This is a genomic window from Bacteroides ovatus (assembly GCF_001314995.1).
In the GTDB taxonomy this organism is placed as follows: Bacteria; Bacteroidota; Bacteroidia; order Bacteroidales; family Bacteroidaceae; genus Bacteroides; species Bacteroides ovatus.
This window is the reverse complement of sequence record NZ_CP012938.1, coordinates 1432747-1450861: the sequence shown is the minus strand read 5'-3', so window position 1 is coordinate 1450861 and position 18115 is coordinate 1432747. Positions and strand designations below refer to the sequence as shown.

Sequence of the window (18115 nt, the reverse complement as noted above, 5' to 3'; positions counted from 1 at the left end):
ATATAAATGAGGTGTAAAGATATGAATTGTTCTTTAACTTTCAAAAAATAATACATAAATATATTGCCTTTCAATATTATATTGTGAGGCTGTAATTATATGTGATGAAGAAATTATGGATATATGGTATCCTTTAGTTCTTGTATAGTATCATATTTTGCTTGATTTCGAGTCTTTTTTCAGAGAGAAAATGTATTAAAATATTAAATGATGTCTCATGAACTAAAATCATTTCTAATTTGTTTTAATAACGCTGGAGTATTTTCTATTTTTGTTCACCTAAATAAGTTTTGATAGAGTCAAAATAAAACAATCATTTAATTACGTATGCTAATAACCATTATTATTCTCGTTCTTTCGGCTGTCTTTTTCGTGAACGGCAAGGTTCGTTCGGATATTGTGGCACTGTGTGCACTGATAGCCTTACTTATTTTTCAGATATTAACTCCTGATGAAGCACTTTCCGGTTTTTCCAATTCGGTGGTCATTATGATGATCGGATTGTTTGTAGTGGGAGGGGCTATCTTTCAAACGGGATTGGCAAAGATGATTAGTTCCCGTATTCTTAAACTTGCGGGAACCAGTGAGATCCGGTTGTTTCTGTTGGTGATGTTGGTGACTTCGGCCATTGGTGCGTTTGTCAGTAACACAGGTACGGTGGCACTGATGCTTCCTATTGTTGTCAGTCTGGCAATGAGTGCCGGTATGAATCCGAGCAGGCTGTTGATGCCGTTGGCTTTTGCAAGTAGTATGGGAGGTATGATGACTTTAATTGGTACTCCGCCGAACCTTGTGATACAAAATACGTTGACTTCTGCCGGACTTGAACCGCTTTCCTTCTTCTCTTTCCTGCCTGTCGGCATTGTCTGTGTGATTGTCGGTACGCTGGTATTGATGCCACTTAGCAAATGGTTTCTTTCTAAAAAAGGCCAGAAAGATGATAATAAACGTTCGGGTAAGTCACTGAAACAGTTGGTAAATGAATATGGGCTTTCCAGCAATCTGTTTCGTTTGCAGGTAATAAAAGATTCCCGGCTTTTGGGCAAGACGATTATTGACTTGGATATTCGTCGCAAATATGGTTTGAATATCATGGAAGTACGTCGTGGTGATGCATCGCAACATCGTTTTCTGAAAACGATTACCCAGAAGTTTGCTGCACCGGACACGATGTTGCAAGCCGAGGATATTTTGTATGTGACAGGAGAATTTGATAAGGTACAGCTTTTTGCAGAAGATTTCCTGCTAGAGATTTTAGGTGACCATGCAACGGAAGAAACTCAAAGCGCAACTAACTCTCTGGATTTTTATGACATCGGTATTGCTGAAATAGTGTTGATGCCAGCTTCTAATTTGATAAACCAAACAATTAAGGAAGCCGGTTTTCGTGATAAGTTTAATGTGAACGTATTAGGGATCCGTCGTAAAAAGGAATACTTGTTGCAGGATTTGGGAAATGAGCGGATTCATAGTGGTGATGTGCTTCTGGTCCAGGGAACGTGGAATAATATAGCTCGTCTTAGCAAGGAAGATTCTGATTGGGTTGTTTTGGGACAACCTTTGGCGGAAGCGGCTAAAGTTACATTAGATTATAAAGCTCCGGTAGCGGCTGCTATTATGGTATTAATGGTAGTAATGATGGTATTCGATTTTATTCCGGTTGCTCCGGTTACGGCTGTTATGATAGCGGGTATATTGATGGTATTAACCGGATGTTTTCGTAATGTAGAAGCAGCTTATAAAACGATCAACTGGGAGAGTATTGTATTGATTGCAGCTATGCTTCCTATGTCTCTGGCATTGGAGAAAACGGGAGCTTCGGAATACATTTCCAATACGCTGGTTAACGGCTTGGGATCATACGGACCTGTTGCGTTGATGGCAGGTATTTACTTTACGACTTCGTTGATGACGATGTTTATCAGCAATACAGCTACGGCTGTCTTACTCGCACCGATTGCTCTGCAAAGTGCCATACAGATCGGAGTAAGTCCGGTTCCCTTCTTGTTTGCTGTGACGGTAGGTGCAAGTATGTGTTTCGCTTCTCCATTCTCTACACCGCCTAACGCCCTGGTGATGCCTGCCGGTCAATATACTTTTATGGATTATGTAAAAGTAGGATTGCCATTGCAGATTATTATGGGGATTGTGATGATTTTTGTTTTGCCTTTGATTTTCCCCTTTTAATTTTTAGTTTTTATCCTTTCAATAGGGAAATGAAAGAACTCGGGATTTTGTAGTGCTCTGTAGTACTGAATCTTTGTCGTTTAATTGAGAGTTGCATAGAATATGCAACTCTTTGTTTTTTGCTGCATACTGCAATGTTTATACTTCTAAGTTTTTTATATTCAATGATGTAGCCACCTATCTTTCAATAGAAATAATTAGATTTCCATCTTCTAAAAGATGTTAACTATGTGTCGAAAAATACAACTTTAACTGTCTTTTATCTATAAATACAACTATCTTTGTGTGTTCATTACTGATTGTTGATTAGTGGTGATTTGTATTTTGTGCAAATAAAGCAAACTTAAGCATTCAAAGATTATGAAACAGAACATTGCAAAAGTCTTCACTTTTTCGTTGTTGGCGTCCTCCATCAGCTTTACTAGTTGCGTTGATAATGAGAAAACTCTGTTTAATGCAGATCAACTGAAGCAAACTTACGAAGAAACCTTTCCTGTAAAGAACATCGATCCTAATGGAGATTGGACCATGTCGCATAAAGTGACGGCACATGTGTCGGTTAATGGAGATTTGGGCACAGATTATAAGATACAGATATTCGATGCTGACCCATTAAGCTCGGAAAGTACAGCAAAAATCTTAGCGGAAGGAACTGCCAATCAAAGTACAACTTTGAATGTCGTGATGGACTGTGCAACAGCTCTCAATAAAGTGTTTGTTGCACGTATAGACAATCATGGACATTATATGGTGCAGCCCGTAGCTATTGAAAATGGAGAAGTAACCGCACAACTTGGACATGAAAAGGATGTGCCTACACGCTCTATGTCACGAGCTGTAACGACGACAGGTATACCGGCTATGGCAGCTCCTTATACAGCTGATGATATTAATAGTAAAAAAGCAATAGCTACTGATGTCCAAGCTGATTGGGATTTGGGTGCAGGTTCCGGATGGTTTGAATATGCTAAATTACCTGTATTCAAAGAACAAGAACGTTGGTTTAAAATTCAGAGTGGTACTTTTAATAAAGGATTTACTACTACTGGAACCAGTGGTGGAGCCCAGGCTGTGAAAGTAATCGTTCCTCAAGGAAGTACATGGATTATTGAAAGTAGTTATCAATTTAGCGATATTACAGAAATTATAGTTGAGAATGGTGGGAAAGTAGAGATAGCTAAAAATGCGAGCTTGGTGTTGACAAATAAGTCTTATTTAACAGTAATGCCGGGCGGAAGTATCACGGGTAAGGGAACTATCCAAATAACAAATGGTTCTAGTGGATTTAAAAACTATAATGCGGGCACTATTAATTGCTCTGTATTAGATTTCAACGGTGGTGTGGGAGTCTTTTATAATTATGGATTACTTCAGTTGGAACGCTATGAAGCTTCAACAAATGGAATGGAACTAGTGAATCATGGTACTATGGAGGCTGAAAGTATCAATGGTAACAATAATACCAATATTAAAAATGGTTGTTATTTGAAAACCGGTAAATTCCAATTTGGCACACTTGTTATGGGGAATACTTCCGAAGCTATTTGCGAGGAGCTTGGTTATAATGGTAATGACAACGACATTGTAATGGAGGCGCAATCCATGTTGACTTGTACAGGTAAGGCTAGCTTATATAGAACTGTTACCGGTCCAACTGTGGGTACTGCTTTATTGAGAATTAATGAGATTGCTAATCTTAGTGGTTTGGCTCAATCTAATTCTAAAGTAACAAATAATATCATTTGTGAAATAACAGATCAGACATATAAAGGTGAAGCGCACTATGACTGGTCTCCTTTTGCATGGCTAGTAAATAAAGGATTGCAGCAAGGCGCTACCTATTGCAATCCGGGTAAGGCTGATTTTATACTTCCTGCTGACGGTGAATGTATCAAAGAAGGATACAATTCTGATGAAAATCCGGATGATGTAGAGATTCGAAATGCAGTTTATTCTTATGCCTTTGAAGACAATTATCCGCAAGCGGGAGACTATGATTTCAATGATATTGTGTTGAATGTCAATTTGCCTGCTGCTGGTAATGATGTGAAAGAATTGAAATATACAGTCGACCTGCGTGCGGTTGGTGCTGTGAAGCAATTAGGTGCTGGATTAAGAATACGAGGAATCGATAAAAGTAATGTGGAAGAGGTAAGTTTTGGTGCAGGTGCTACCCAACGTACCAACTCATTAAATTCTGGTATATTTGAAAATGCATCTTATGAAACGAACGGTAATGAGCTTGTGATTCCTTTATTTGGAGATGCACATTATGTATATGGATATACTGGATTACAACGTCCTATGTTGAATACGGGGAATGCTAGTACTCCTCTTACAGACATATATACTCTTGAAGTGAACATAAAACTCAAGAATGCAATATCCATCCCTAGTGTGACAGATGGCTTAGACTTCTTTATTGCATATCAGGGGGGAGCTCAAAAGAGAACAGAAATTCATCTGAATCAATTTAATTCGGCTACAGCGAATGGTCAATTGGCTGATAAGGAAGTGCTTGAGGTAATCAAAGCCGTTAATAATACATGGGCTCTTTGTGTACCTGAAAAGTTTGCTTATCCTACAGAGACAACAGTGATAACGAATGCATATTCTAAATTCGCCGACTGGGCGCACGATCAGAGTACAAATACTGACTGGTATAATACTGTAAGCAGTAATAAGGTAATGAAGTATTAAGTCATTGATTTTATAAAAGATCAGTTGCTATAATAAATTCTACTGAATATAGAAAGACGATTAATACGAAGGATTTTCCCGATATTAATCGTCTTTTTTACATCATATAAACTGTACATAGAACGGACATGAAATATTACCCTCCTAAGAAAAAGCCATTAAACTATTTTGAACGTCAACAGAAAAAGTTGCATCCAAAGAAGTACCATTATTACTTCTTCGATTATATGTATTATTGTGGCGAGAAATGGAGTGAGAAAGGAAAAGGAGCAAGGACGAGCGGAATGATTGTACTCTTTTCATATTGGAGCTTTTGCATTATCCTGCCATTGTGTATGTACCTTTCTTCGGTTTCAATAGTATCACGTACAGATGGTTGGCATATCATTGGCCTGTTCTTTCTCTGTATTATCCCACCGGTCGTATTTTGCATGTTACGTTATCGAACCCAACGCCGTTCTGCCCTTATGATTCATTATCGCCGTAGTGAATGGTGTAAAGGAATTCTGGTGTGGCTGGCATGTTCAATGTGGTTTCCGCTTTGTATATTGGAACTCTGGGTATTGATCGGGATGGGCTGGCTTTCAACATAAAATTATTAAAAGCTTGATTATCCCGATAATTATCTTGGCTTTATGTGATTTGGTACCAAAGATGGACTAAACCGCTTTTCTTCTCATTACTACCAGCTGCTCAAATCGTTTTTGTGACGGAGTTCCAACCTCAACTTCTTTTGGAGGAAATTGTTTGTCGAACTCATTAGCAGCAGATTTATCAATCTGATATATTTCATCTTCTATATAGCGGCCTTTTGCATTGGCTAAAGCATTATCATATAATTCACAAACATGAAGAGCAGTAGCATACATATTATCTTCAGTGCGAATCCCTAATGTTTCGGCAGGAATGAATCCTTGTCGGAGATAATAATCCGGGTCACCACAAAGTAAAATAGCACGAAATCCCATTTCGGAAGCTAATTTTTTGGTAAGTGCAATCATTTTTCCTCCGATACCCTGCTGTTGGTATTCGGGGAGAACAGAAATGGGACCCAGGCTCAAAACCTCATATTGGTTACCGTCATCTGCCATGATAAATGATTTGAGGCAGACAACATTACCGACAATCTTGTTATTATGTTCTGCAACTATATCGAGCTCCGGCACAAACTTAGGATGGTTACGCATAATATGAAGGAGGTAATGTTCGTCACATCCCGGAGAATAATGATTCCAGAATGCTTCCCGTGTAATGTTTTCGGTTTCATGATAATCCGAAGATTGCTCAATTCTAAGTTTTATATCCATATTGTTTCAAATATATAGTTGCACAAATATAAAGAACAAAATCCGAATACCTAACTCTTTTAAAGATGAATCTATACATTATAGCAAGATGAGACAAAAACTCCCGATACTAAGTCTGGATATACTGGTATCAGGAGTTTTTTTATATATTCATTCATCAAGATTGCGGAGAATCAGACCTGTTCATGTTTTGCGTGTATAAGCTATCTATAATACCGTCGGACAGTCCGATGGTAGGTACAATAATTCCGGTAGCTTTTACATGAGTAGCTATCTCGAGAAATATTTCTGCAGCAGGAACAATAACATCGGCCCGGTCCGGTTTCAACTTATATTGCTTAATACGTTGTTCGGTAGAGAGGGCTTTCAATGTTTCATATATATCTTGCAGTGATTCGATGGGTAGGAGAGACGCTTTTTTATCTTTCTTGTCCGCTAAACGAAATAACTTATTAATATTTCCTCCCGAACCGATGATACTGATAGGGGCATATTCTGTGGCAAGCCCTATCAGATCAGTGCGCAAAGCTTCCTTTTCTTCTTCCTTTACCATGCCGCTAAGCATACGTACCGTACCTATATTATATGAACGGGAATTTTTCAGTTCACCGTTGCTGATAAGATTGATTTCCGTACTACCACCTCCTACATCTGCATACAGGTAATTTTGCCCTGAAGCAAATAACTGTTCGATATGATTGTCGTAAACAATATGCGCTTCTTCCTGCCCGTCGATGATTTCTACACGGATACCCGTCTTTTTGACGATCTGCTGAACGATATCCTTACCATTACGTGCATCACGCATGGCAGAGGTGGCACACGCACGATAGTCTACCACATCATATATCTTCATTAATTGTTTGTAGGCTTTCATCAGCCGAATCAGTTTCTTCTCTTTTTCTGCAGAGATAACCCCCACAGTAAAGGCGTCTTCTCCCAACCGTAACGGAATACGGATGAGCTGCACCTTACTCATTAATTCGGGCGCATTCTCCTCGTTTACACATTTTATCAGCAGTCGTACCGCATTAGAGCCTATATCTATTGCTGCATAATTAACTTTTTTCATACTTATCATAATGTATTCTTGTATTCGTTATATAATTCTTCTTGTGAGCGGAATGGGACACTGTTTTCTTCCCGTTCTTTTTCCCGGTTCTCACCTGTACCATCTACAATTCTTCCTTTTGCCGTATCCCGGAATCCGTAGCAGACAATTCGTTTTAAATCTGCCTGAATTTCTTTATCATAGACCGGTGCCGCCACCTCAATACGATTATCCAGGTTGCGAGGCATCCAGTCGGCAGAACCAATGTAGTATTTTTCTTCTCCACCATTGGCGAAGATGAAAATGCGCGAATGTTCGAGATAACGGTCGATAATACCATTGATGTGTATATTCTCGCTGATACCCGGAACGCCTGTCACTAAAGAACAGTTACCGCGTACTACCAGTTCCACTTGAACACCCGCTGTTGAGGCTTCGTATAGCTTTTCAACAAGTGCACGGTCAGTAATATGATTTACTTTAGCAAGGATATAAGCCTCTTTTCCCTGTTCCTTATTTTTTATCTCTTTGTTGATAAGCGCAATGAATCGTTTACGCATATCATTGGGAGAAACGAGCAATTCTTTGAAATCAACAGGAGTATAAGGCTTTTCGATAAAATCGAATACGGCATTGACTTCCCGGACAATGGGACGGTGAGCAGTCATAATGGTATAGTCAGTATACATGCGTGCATTTCCTTCATGGAAATTTCCTGTACTGATGCAGGCGATATCTCCGTGCCGAGTACCGATATACAGCAATTTAGAATGGATTTTCAAACCCTCTACTCCGAAAATAACATGAATCCCCGCATCCTGCATTTTCTTGCTCCAGTTGATATTAGACGCTTCATCAAAACGTGCCAACAGTTCGATAACTACTGTGACTTTTTTCCCGTTTCTGGCTGCACAGATTAAAGCTTTTATCACTTTGGACTCTTTAGCCAAGCGATAAAGCGTCATCTTGATGCTTTTTACTTCTTTACTGATAGCAGCTTCGCGCAACACACGGATAAAAGTATCGAAGCTATGATAAGGATAATGTAAAGAACGATCTTTCCGACGAATCAAAGTGAGCAGACTTTCCATACCATTCAGTTCAGGCTTGAAAATAGGTTCCCAAACTGGATATTTCAGTTCATGATGACCGCAAACCGGAAATTTCATCAAATCCTTGAAATTGTGATAGCGTCCTCCGGCTACACGCGTGTCATTCTTATCCACGTTCAGGCGGCCGGCCAACTTTTTCAGCAAGTCTTTAGGAATTTGTTCGTCATAGACGAAACGGATCGGTTCCCCTTTCTTCCGGCTTTTCACACCTTTGGAAATCTTCTGGAGTACCCCTGTCCGTAAATCACTGTCGATCTCCATTTCAGCATCTTTCGTGAATTTGAAAGTGTACGCTTCATAATCTGTATACTTCATACCGACGAAAATCATCGGTAAACAGTAACGGATCACGTCGTCAAGAAACATGAGATATGTTTTTCCATCCGAATCAGGCAATTGAATAAAACGGCCGAAGTCTTCGGTCGGCAGTTCAATCACTGCATAGTCTTTCTCCTTTATCTTTCCCGTTTCATCTTTGCGTAGCAGACGGATGGCAAGGTAAATATCCTCATCTGTCTGATCGTCCAGCGGGCGGGTTCCATTGAGGAAAAGCGGGTTGGTAGAACCATTCAGTTTGTTGCGATAGAAAGAAGTGACGAATGCTTTCTGTTCGTCTGTCATCTCCGTATCTTTGATGACGTAGATATTCTCTTTCTTCAATTCCTCCATAATGGAAGCGAATGTTTCCTCAAACTGCTTGTAGTAACGATTGTGCAGCTTCCCTATTTGTTTCAGAGTGCAGGCGGCAGTTTCTTGTTCTGCCTGTATGTTTTTATCAGCATATTCAATAATCCGGTTCAGAGTAGCTACACGGACACGAAAGAACTCATCCAGGTTATTTGAATAAATCCCAAGAAAAGTGAGCCGTTCCAATAGTGGCACTTCGGAGCGGGCAGCTTCCAGCAGAATATGTTGGTTGAAGTACATCCAACTGATGTCACGCTCTACATAAGGGTATTTCTTTTTTATTTCGCTTTGTTTCATTGTGAAAAAGGAACTGTTTAAAATTTCTGCAAAAATATCAATGTGAGATGTAATCGTCATAACGATATTATTACGAACTTATTACAATGTTTATTTGTTATTTTTATATATCAGTAGAAACACTTATATTCGCAAAAGTATTGGAACAGACTCGGTTAAAAAATATAGAATTTATGAAAACAATGAATTATTCCCTTATTCGCATTCTCTTCGCACTTGTGATTGGATTGGTACTCGTGATTTGGCCCAATGCGGCTGCCAGCTATATTGTCATTACGGTAGGTGTTGCCTTCTTGATTCCCGGTGTTATCAGCCTTTTTGGCTATTTCGGCCGGAAAAGACCGGAAGGTGAAGCAGCTCCCCGTTTTCCGATAGAAGGAATCGGTAGCTTATTATTCGGACTTTGGCTGATTGTGATGCCTGAATTCTTTGCAGACGTCCTGATGTTTTTATTGGGATTTATCCTGATTATGGGAGGAGTGCAACAGATTGCTTCTTTGTCGATGGCTCGTCGGTGGATGCCCGTTCCGGGAGCTTTTTATCTGATTCCTTCGCTGATTCTTATTGCGGGTATCATCGCTTTGTTCAATCCGACAGGAGCGCGTAATACTGCATTTATAATTATTGGTATCAGCAGTTTGGTTTATTCTCTTTCCGAATTGATAAACTGGTTCAAGTTTGCCCGTCGCCGCCCGAAGGCTCCGGTTATGCATGACGATGATGATATTGAAGACGCAAAGATTATCGAATAAAAAAAAGAAGAGGATTGCTTCACAGCACTCCTCCCCGCAAACTTAAAACAACCAACAAAAGAAATAGATAATTTTTTTTCTATCTCACAAATAACAGTTCCCTGTATTTTGGAAGCGTCCACATCTGATTGTCAACAATTAGTTCCAACTTGTCGATGTGATAACGGATTTCTTCCAGTGCCGGGACAATTGTGTCGTGGTAGGCAATGGCTTTTTCCCGTTCGCTTTCTATCTTGTTTGCAACCTTACGAGCCTCAATCATTGCATCTACATGCTCCTTGATGAAAGCTGTACGGTCGGCAATCTCTTCAATAAGCTCCAGGTTCTTAGCTGACAATTTCGCTGCCTTTTCTGCCGGGAAAAGAGATTGCATCTTATAGACATTATTAATTAAGTCCGTCTGGTATTGAGTGGCAACCGGAATGATATGATTCATTGCCAAGTCACCCAATACACGTGCCTCAATCTGAATCTTCTTCGTATAAGTTTCCCATTTCACTTCGTTACGAGCTTCCAGTTCTTTCTTGGTCATTACACCGGTAGCTTCGAACATGGCAATTGTTTCCGGTTTCAGGTAATTGTCGAAGATAACAGGAACACTGGTTTCACAATCCAGTCCACGACGGGCAGCTTCTTTCTTCCATTCGTCACTGTAACCGTTACCATCGAAATGAATGGCTTTACATTCTTTGATATATCCGCGGATGATTTCAAGAATGGCGGAAACTTTGGGTTCTCCCTTTTCAATCAACGCATCCACGTCCTTTTTAAACTTCACCAATTGATTTGCTACGGCCGAGTTCAATGCAATCATGGCAGAAGCACAGTTTGCTTCGGAACCTACGGCACGGAATTCAAAGCGGTTGCCAGTGAAAGCAAATGGAGAAGTACGGTTACGGTCTGTATTATCGATCAGTAATTCAGGAATCTGCGGAATATCCAACTTCATTCCCTGTTTACCGCTAAGGCTGATTAAATCATCTTTCGTACTGTTTTCGATATGATCCAATACCTGCGACAACTGTTTTCCAAGGAAAGAGGAGATAATTGCAGGAGGCGCTTCATTCGCTCCCAAACGGTGGGCGTTGGTAGCACTGGAGATAGAAGCTTTCAGTAATCCGTTATGATGATAAACTGCCATCAATGTATTGACAACGAATGTAACAAAACGCAGATTGTCTTCCGGAGTCTTGCCCGGTCCCATCAATAAGATACCTGTATCAGTGCCCAAAGACCAGTTGTTGTGTTTACCCGAACCATTGACACCTTTGAATGGCTTTTCATGAAGCAGTACGCGGAAACCGTGGCGACGGCTCACCTTACGCATCAATGACATAATCAGCAAGTTATGGTCGTTGGCCAAGTTACATTCTTCAAAGATGGGAGCCAGCTCAAACTGGTTTGGAGCAACTTCGTTGTGACGGGTCTTGACAGGAATACCCAGTTTCAGAGCTTCAATTTCAAGGTCTTTCATGAAGGCAGCCACACGGGTGGGAATAGCACCGAAGTAGTGGTCTTCCAACTGTTGGTTCTTGGCACTGTCATGTCCCATCAAAGTACGTCCGGTCAGCAATAAGTCCGGACGTGCGGCATATAAACCTTCGTCCATCAGGAAATATTCCTGTTCCCAGCCTAGATAAGCAACCACTTTCTTAACTTCCGGATTGAAATAATGACATACGTCTACGGCTGCTTTATCTACGGCGCGTAAAGCCTTCAATAAAGGCGCTTTATAGTCGAGAGCCTCACCGGTATATGCGATAAACACGGTTGGGATACAAAGCGTATCATCCACAATAAAAGCAGGTGATGAAGGATCCCAGGCACTGTAACCACGCGCTTCGAATGTATTGCGGATTCCGCCATTCGGGAAAGAAGAAGCATCCGGTTCCTGCTGCACAAGCAGTTTGCCTGTAAATTCTTCCATCATGCCCCCTTTACCGTCATGTTCGACGAAAGCATCGTGCTTTTCTGCCGTGCCCTCGGTCAGCGGTGCAAACCAGTGTGTGTAATGAGTGACACCCATTTCGACAGCCCATTTTTTCATGCCGGCAGCTACCTCGTCGGCAATGCTGCGATCTAGCGGAGCACCGTTGTCAATTGCATCAATCAGTGCATTGTATACCTTACTGGGAAGGTATTTGAACATTTTTTCCTTGTTGAATACATACTTTCCGAAGTATTCCGAAGGACGTTCGGCAGGGGTTGCTACCTCAACAGCTTTCTTTTTGAAAGCTGTCTCTACTACTCTGAATCTAAGTTTTGACATAATACCTGATTTGATTTGTTGTTAAATATGTTAGAGTTTCTCTGTTTTAACTGTTGTATGCGGATTCTCCATGTTCATAGATGTCAAGTCCCTCTTCTTCCACCCGTCTGTCGACGCGGATACCGATGAGTGAATCCACAATTTTGTAAAGAACAAAAGTGATGACCGCACTGAATAAGATAGAGACTACTGTTGCGACAATCTGCACCCACAACTGATGCCAGTCACCATAAAGAGCTCCTTCTACGCCGCCTTCACCAGTGATATATTGAGTGGCAAAGACTCCGGTAAGAATAGAACCTACGATACCACCGATTCCGTGTACCCCGAACGCGTCGAGTGCGTCGTCGTATTTGAATTTGGGCTTCACTACCGCTACCATGAAAAAGCAGATAACCGGAGTAATCAGACCGATAAAGAAAGCACCCAATAAATCTACCGTGCCCGCTGCCGGGGTAATGGCAACCAATCCGGCCACTGCGCCTGTACATGCACCTACCGTTGTCGGTTTTTTATTGCAGAACCAGTCAATAAGCATCCAAGTGACTGCTGCAACAGCTGTGGCAATATGCGTTACCATGAAAGCGTTGGCTGCAAGTCCGTCGGCGGCCAAGCCACTTCCTGCATTGAATCCAAACCATCCCAACCACAGGAAAGACGTTCCCATGAATACGAAGGTGATGTTATGCGGAGTAATCGGGTGACCGATCCGGTAATCCTCTCTTTTCCCCAGCATGATTGCCATAACAAGGGCTGAAATTCCGGCATTGATATGCACTACCGTACCACCGGCAAAATCGATGGCTCCCATTTGCTGAAGGAATCCGCCTCCCCATACCCAATGTGCCATCGGGAAGTAAGCCAATATTACCCAGAGGATAATAAATACCATGTATCCGGAGAATTTGATTCTTTCGGCAAATGCTCCCAGGATAAGTGCAGGCGTGATGATGGCGAACATACATTGGAACATGACGAATGTCAGTTCGGGAATATCCCCGGTTGTTAACGTATTGATGGTGATTCCGTGGAGGAATGCTTTGTCGAATCCTCCTATAATGGCTCCCAACGGATTGCCTGATTCCATAAAACTGGTACCGAATGCCCAACTATAACCGAAAGCGACCCATAATATACTGACTACACCGACAATGAGTAATGTCTGCATGATGATACTCAATATATTTTTCTGGCGTACCAATCCGCCATAGAACAATGCGATACCGGGGATACTCATTAATAAAACGAGAATGGTAGCTACGATAAGCCAAGCTGTGTTGCCGCTGTTGAGAACAGGAGTTTCTTCTACAATTGTTATCTCTTCTGATAATTTTACAGTGTCTTGTGCATAAGCACTGGGAGCAAATAAACAGGCCATAATGATGGCTGCCATGATTCCAATTTTGGAAATGGCATATATAATATGTCTACTCATGATGATTTTACATTATTAGTTATACGGATAGCTGTTGGGGAGAAAGAGTTATCTTTCTTGTTCTGCGTTGTAGAGTGCGATATCTCCTCTCTCGCCGGTACGGATGCGGATGGCGTCTTCAATAGGAATAACGAAAATACGTCCGTCTCCGATTTCTCCCGTGTGTGCGGATTTTAGAATAGCTTGTACGGTCTTTTCTGCATTCTTGTCGCGTACTATAATAGAGATCAGGATACGTTCGATAGAACTTGTGTCGTACATAACACCGCGATAGATACGGGCTTCCCGGGCTTTTCCAATGCCTCTTACATCGTAGTAAGAGAACCATTCGATGTCCGCTTCGAGGAGAGCTGTTTTCACGTCCTCGAATTTGGTTTTACGGATAATAGCTTCAATCTTTTTCATATACCTTAAATATTAGTGTTGACCTGTAAAAGAAAGAGGTATAGGGTGTGGCAGCCATAGTAGGTTACCATACAACAAACCGATAAAATCTAAACTCTAACTACCCGATCCCTATACGCTCTTTGATATTCTAAATTCTCTCTCTTAAAAACTTAATCCGAATGCGAAGTAGGCTCCTTCTGTCCGTGGATTGACAGATACCTTGGCAAATGCCGGAACGGAGAAGGAATCTGTGATTTTGATATCCTTGGAAGCTCCGAGACTTACATCTGATATGCAGAAACCACTTGTATAGCCATTGTAGAAAGTTGTCTCCCAAGGAACCATACCTAAATCTACTGTCCAGTCGAGACCTCCCAATTTGAATGGTGCGCTAAGTGCGAGGTAAGAAGAATAAGCTCTTTTGCCATTTTCTTTCACGCCGTCGGCACCTGCAAAATTTGTATACCAGTTGACTGCCAGTGGTCCGAAGTCATATCCGACTTGTGCTTCAAATACATGAGCCGTTGAATGAGCTCCGTATTTAAAATACTTGTTAGTTGCTACTTGGGTATTAAACCAATAATCCGTCACTGAAACGCTAAAACCACCTGTCGAATAACCGAGAGTTAAATCGAACTCTTTCGTATCTGTCGATTCGAACCCTACCGATCCCCATGCTCCGAGTGAGAAACCCTTGTAAGCGATTCCCAATGAAGGCTGAATACTAACTCCGCCTAAATCCTGGCCACGCCAGATGTAACCACTCACCAGATCGGCTCCAACGGAAGCTTCCACTTTATCTTGCGCCAACATTGCGGATGGAGCAAACCCTGTCAGTAATAATGCTACTATTATTACTCCCCATTTTTTGTTAATCGTCGTTTTCATCGTCTTTTTACCTTTAAGTTAGAAAAATGTGGATGTACGGTCCATGTATATAGTAGCGCGCGAAATACTATCTTATAGCCAGTTTTTTATTCTTCTCATTGCTTCGATACAGTCGTTACGTTCGCCAAAGGCAGTCAGACGGATGTATCCTTCACCGCTTGGTCCGAAGCCTACACCGGGGGTACCGACTACATTGGCTTCATACAACATCTGTTCGAAGAATCGCCATGACGAAAGCCCGTTCGGAGTTTTCACCCACAAGTAGGGAGCGTTGACTCCTCCATACACTTTCAGTCCTGTGGCTTCCAATCCCTCTTTCATAATTTTGGCGTTGGTCATATAATAGCCGATTGTTTCTTTAATCTGTGCTTTGCCTTCTGCACTGTAAACGGCTTCTGCTGCCCGTTGAGTAATGTAAGAAGTACCGTTGAACTTGGTGCACTGGCGGCGGTTCCACAATCTGTTGAGTGGGATGCGGTCTCCTTCCAATGTGGCGGCAGTAAGCTCTTTCGGAACTACGGTATATCCGCAGCGTACTCCGGTAAATCCTGCCGTTTTTGAAAAACTACGGAATTCGATCGCACACTTTTTAGCTCCCTTAATCTCATAGATAGAGTGGGGGACATTCTCGTCCTGGATATATGCTTCATAAGCGGCATCGAACAGAATCAATGTATCGTTTGCCAATGCATAGTCCACCCATTTCTTCAGTTCCGGTTTGGTTAAGGTCGTTCCTGTCGGGTTGTTCGGATAGCAAAGATAAACAATGTCTATCCGTTTGTCCGGAATTTCCGGAATAAAGTTGTTCTCACTTGTGCAAGGCATATAAGTAACATTACTCCATTTGCCCGTCTCTTCTTCTAACACTCCGGCGCGTCCGCACATGACATTGCTGTCTATATAAACCGGATAGATGGGATCTGTAACACCTACGCTATTGTCATGGCGAAGAATATCGCCTATATTTCCGGTATCGCTTTTGGCACCGTCACTGACAAATATCTCGGATGCCGAGAAGTGAATCCCACGTGGAATAAAGTCATTTTTTATAATTGCTTCAATCAGAAAATCATATCCCTGTTCAGGACCATATCCGCGGAATGTATCTTTGCTGGACAGCTCTTCTACCGCTTTGTGCATGGCTTCGATACATGCTTTCGGAAGCGGTTGGGTGACATCACCGATACCCAACCGGATAATATCCTGTTTAGGATGTGTTATCTTGAAGGTATTTACCTTTTTCGCTATGTCCGAGAATAAATAGCTTCCCGGTAACTTCAAAAAATGTTCGTTTACTAATGCCATCTTGTTATTGTTTTAAGTTCTGCAAAATCTAATACTCAATATCTGATACTTAATACTTTTTTAATACTTATCCTCAATCTCCCCATCGAAAACTTTGGTTGCCGGTCCGGTCATTAATATATGTCCGGAGATTTCATCCCATTCAATGGTGACTGTCCCTCCATCCATGATTACATCGCTTTTTCTTCCTGTAAGTCCGTTGATGAAGGCGGCTACTGCTGTGGCACAAGCACCTGTTCCGCAAGCTTGAGTGATTCCCGATCCTCTTTCCCATACCCTCATCCGTATGGTGTCTTTGTTGACAATCTGTGCAAACTCCACATTAGTTCTATCGGGAAAAAGAGGATGATTCTCCAGTTCAGGACCGATTTCCGGTAAATTAATCCGGGTGATATCCTCAACAAATGTGACGAGATGCGGATTACCCATTGATACTTTGGTTGACCGGAAAGGATACTTTCCTCCCCACTGAATCTCTTCTGTTTCCAATGGGCTACCCATATCTACGGTGACTGCACTGACTGTTTTTCCCTCTACATGCAGTTTCAGAATTTTTATTCCTGATCGTGTATCCAGCGTAATTTCTGTTTTGTCAGTCAAGCCGTATTCATATACATATTTGCCTACACAACGGCTTCCGTTGCCACACATCATAGCTTCCGAACCGTCCGCATTGAAAATACGCATGCTGAAATCCGCTTTATCAGAGACACCAATCAATATAAGTCCATCACTTCCGATTCCTGTATGAAACTTGCTCCATTCGATTGCCTTCTTTGCAGGGTCGGCTATCGGATATTGGGTTGCGTCTACATATATGTAGTCATTTCCAGCTCCATGCATTTTTGTGAACTTAATCTTTGTTGTCATTTTGATTGATATTTATCTGTTGTTGTAACCTTTTGTTTTATTACAATGCAAAGGTATGACTTTTTGCTTTATATTTTACTAAAAAGTATATCTAATATCTATTTATTTTCTCCAAACTTATAATCACTTTATATACGGCTGTATTTAGTTATAATTTGAAATTATACCTATTTATATATTAATAAACTGTTATTTGGATGAATTGTTTTGCATATTCTTCCATAATATATGAAGAATATTTAGCCTTGATAATCGGTGAAATCAGCAATAAAAACAAGAAATAGATCCTTTTCCTTTTGACGATATGAAAGTGAAAATCCTTATTTATCTATCATATTGCTCGCCGGATATTCTGAAGAACCTTTTTCTGTATTCATTGTTTTAGCACTATCATTAATATAAAAACGTAGAGATATGAATATAGAGAAACAATTAGAAACAGCAGTTAAAACCAACCATTTGGTGTTGGTAGTATTTTATGCCGACTGGTCACCTCATTATGAGTGGATAGGTCCTGTGCTTCGGACTTACGAAAAGAGAACTGTAGAATTGATAAGAGTGAATGCTGAAGAAAATAGAACAATAGCCGATGCGCATAATGTAGAAACAGTGCCCGCCTTTCTTTTATTGCATAAGGGACATGAATTATGGAGACAGGTAGGAGAGCTTACGGTAGGAGAGTTGAAAGAGGTATTAGATGATTTCCAGTAAATCGTTTGTAATCTTTTATTGGCATATATGAAAATGACCTTTTCTTTTTCAGATGAAAAAAATGAGTGTTCTTAATATGCTGGTATTTAGTTTGTTATGAAAGCTCATTTTTCCTTTAAAAGAAACGGGTGGTTCCTTTAAAAGGAACCACCCGTTC

14 protein-coding genes are annotated in these 18115 nt (G+C 41.0%); 5 read left to right on the top strand and 9 right to left on the bottom strand.

Features of this window, described 5'->3' with window-relative positions:
• Positions 1-327 precede the first annotated feature (327 nt).
• From Bovatus_RS05925 to Bovatus_RS05915, 3 genes are all read left to right on the top strand, one after another.
• Positions 328-2187: an SLC13 family permease gene (locus Bovatus_RS05925; protein WP_004300098.1), complete on the top strand. Its 1860-nt coding sequence runs from the start codon at positions 328-330 to the stop codon at positions 2185-2187.
• A 360-nt stretch (positions 2188-2547) separates the two neighbouring features.
• Complete coding sequence (locus Bovatus_RS05920; protein WP_004300097.1) at positions 2548-4887, top strand: LruC domain-containing protein; 2340 nt, start codon at positions 2548-2550, stop codon at positions 4885-4887.
• A 128-nt stretch (positions 4888-5015) separates the two neighbouring features.
• Positions 5016-5480, top strand: a complete 465-nt coding sequence (locus Bovatus_RS05915; RefSeq protein ID WP_004300096.1) for a hypothetical protein — start codon at positions 5016-5018, stop codon at positions 5478-5480.
• A 66-nt stretch (positions 5481-5546) separates the two neighbouring features.
• On the opposite strand, the gene Bovatus_RS05910 is transcribed toward Bovatus_RS05915, so the two are convergent.
• The 3 genes from Bovatus_RS05910 to Bovatus_RS05900 all read right to left on the bottom strand — a co-directional run bounded on the left by Bovatus_RS05910 (position 5547) and on the right by Bovatus_RS05900 (position 9341).
• A complete protein-coding gene (locus Bovatus_RS05910; RefSeq protein ID WP_004300095.1) occupies positions 5547-6194 on the bottom strand; it encodes a GNAT family N-acetyltransferase in 648 nt (215 codons plus the stop codon).
• 157 nt (positions 6195-6351) lie between these two features.
• Positions 6352-7275, bottom strand: a complete 924-nt coding sequence (locus Bovatus_RS05905; RefSeq protein ID WP_004300094.1) for a Ppx/GppA phosphatase family protein — start codon at positions 7273-7275, stop codon at positions 6352-6354.
• On the bottom strand, positions 7272-9341 hold the full coding sequence (locus Bovatus_RS05900; RefSeq protein WP_052587997.1) for an RNA degradosome polyphosphate kinase: 2070 nt from the start codon (positions 9339-9341) through the stop codon (positions 7272-7274). Before Bovatus_RS05900 ends, Bovatus_RS05905 begins: the two co-directional genes overlap by 4 nt.
• A 173-nt stretch (positions 9342-9514) precedes the next feature.
• Between Bovatus_RS05900 and Bovatus_RS05895 the strand changes: the two genes are divergently transcribed.
• Entirely contained in the window at positions 9515-10093 is a 579-nt protein-coding gene (locus Bovatus_RS05895; RefSeq protein ID WP_004303713.1) for an HdeD family acid-resistance protein, read from the top strand.
• Between the two features lie 79 nt (positions 10094-10172).
• On the opposite strand, the gene Bovatus_RS05890 is transcribed toward Bovatus_RS05895, so the two are convergent.
• The 6 genes from Bovatus_RS05890 to dapF form a co-directional block, all read right to left on the bottom strand.
• Positions 10173-12362 (bottom strand): glutamine synthetase III family protein, encoded by a 2190-nt coding sequence (locus Bovatus_RS05890; RefSeq protein ID WP_004300091.1) that lies wholly within the window; start codon positions 12360-12362, stop codon positions 10173-10175.
• A 46-nt stretch (positions 12363-12408) separates the two neighbouring features.
• Positions 12409-13797, bottom strand: a complete 1389-nt coding sequence (locus tag Bovatus_RS05885; RefSeq protein WP_004300090.1) for an ammonium transporter — start codon at positions 13795-13797, stop codon at positions 12409-12411.
• Between the two features lie 48 nt (positions 13798-13845).
• A complete protein-coding gene (locus Bovatus_RS05880) occupies positions 13846-14202 on the bottom strand; it encodes a P-II family nitrogen regulator (RefSeq protein WP_004300089.1) in 357 nt (118 codons plus the stop codon).
• 144 nt (positions 14203-14346) lie between these two features.
• The gene (locus tag Bovatus_RS05875; protein WP_004300088.1) at positions 14347-15072 is read right to left on the bottom strand and encodes a hypothetical protein; all 726 of its coding nucleotides are present in this window, start codon (positions 15070-15072) and stop codon (positions 14347-14349) included.
• A gap of 72 nt (positions 15073-15144) precedes the next feature.
• Positions 15145-16377 (bottom strand): LL-diaminopimelate aminotransferase, encoded by a 1233-nt coding sequence (locus tag Bovatus_RS05870; protein ID WP_004300087.1) that lies wholly within the window; start codon positions 16375-16377, stop codon positions 15145-15147.
• 60 nt (positions 16378-16437) lie between these two features.
• Positions 16438-17247, bottom strand: coding sequence for a diaminopimelate epimerase (gene dapF / locus Bovatus_RS05865; RefSeq protein WP_004300086.1), 810 nt, complete (start codon positions 17245-17247; stop codon positions 16438-16440).
• A gap of 414 nt (positions 17248-17661) precedes the next feature.
• Between dapF and Bovatus_RS05860 the strand changes: the two genes are divergently transcribed.
• Positions 17662-17958, top strand: coding sequence for a thioredoxin family protein (locus tag Bovatus_RS05860; protein ID WP_004300083.1), 297 nt, complete (start codon positions 17662-17664; stop codon positions 17956-17958).
• The last annotated feature ends 157 nt before the right edge of the window (positions 17959-18115 follow it).

What these genes read in the sequence shown, in the direction of transcription:
- Bovatus_RS05915 (WP_004300096.1), top strand. Translation starts at nt 5,016, where the DNA reads ATGAAATATTACCCTCCTAAGAAAAAGCCATTAAACTATTTTGAACGT.
- dapF (WP_004300086.1), bottom strand. Translation starts at nt 17,247, where the DNA reads ATGACAACAAAGATTAAGTTCACAAAAATGCATGGAGCTGGAAATGAC.
- Bovatus_RS05905 (WP_004300094.1), bottom strand. Translation starts at nt 7,275, where the DNA reads ATGATAAGTATGAAAAAAGTTAATTATGCAGCAATAGATATAGGCTCT.
- Bovatus_RS05925 (WP_004300098.1), top strand. Translation starts at nt 328, where the DNA reads ATGCTAATAACCATTATTATTCTCGTTCTTTCGGCTGTCTTTTTCGTG.
- Bovatus_RS05890 (WP_004300091.1), bottom strand. Translation starts at nt 12,362, where the DNA reads ATGTCAAAACTTAGATTCAGAGTAGTAGAGACAGCTTTCAAAAAGAAA.
- Bovatus_RS05885 (WP_004300090.1), bottom strand. Translation starts at nt 13,797, where the DNA reads ATGAGTAGACATATTATATATGCCATTTCCAAAATTGGAATCATGGCA.
- Bovatus_RS05920 (WP_004300097.1), top strand. Translation starts at nt 2,548, where the DNA reads ATGAAACAGAACATTGCAAAAGTCTTCACTTTTTCGTTGTTGGCGTCC.
- Bovatus_RS05870 (WP_004300087.1), bottom strand. Translation starts at nt 16,377, where the DNA reads ATGGCATTAGTAAACGAACATTTTTTGAAGTTACCGGGAAGCTATTTA.
- Bovatus_RS05880 (WP_004300089.1), bottom strand. Translation starts at nt 14,202, where the DNA reads ATGAAAAAGATTGAAGCTATTATCCGTAAAACCAAATTCGAGGACGTG.
- Bovatus_RS05895 (WP_004303713.1), top strand. Translation starts at nt 9,515, where the DNA reads ATGAAAACAATGAATTATTCCCTTATTCGCATTCTCTTCGCACTTGTG.
- Bovatus_RS05900 (WP_052587997.1), bottom strand. Translation starts at nt 9,341, where the DNA reads ATGAAACAAAGCGAAATAAAAAAGAAATACCCTTATGTAGAGCGTGAC.
- Bovatus_RS05860 (WP_004300083.1), top strand. Translation starts at nt 17,662, where the DNA reads ATGAATATAGAGAAACAATTAGAAACAGCAGTTAAAACCAACCATTTG.
- Bovatus_RS05910 (WP_004300095.1), bottom strand. Translation starts at nt 6,194, where the DNA reads ATGGATATAAAACTTAGAATTGAGCAATCTTCGGATTATCATGAAACC.
- Bovatus_RS05875 (WP_004300088.1), bottom strand. Translation starts at nt 15,072, where the DNA reads ATGAAAACGACGATTAACAAAAAATGGGGAGTAATAATAGTAGCATTA.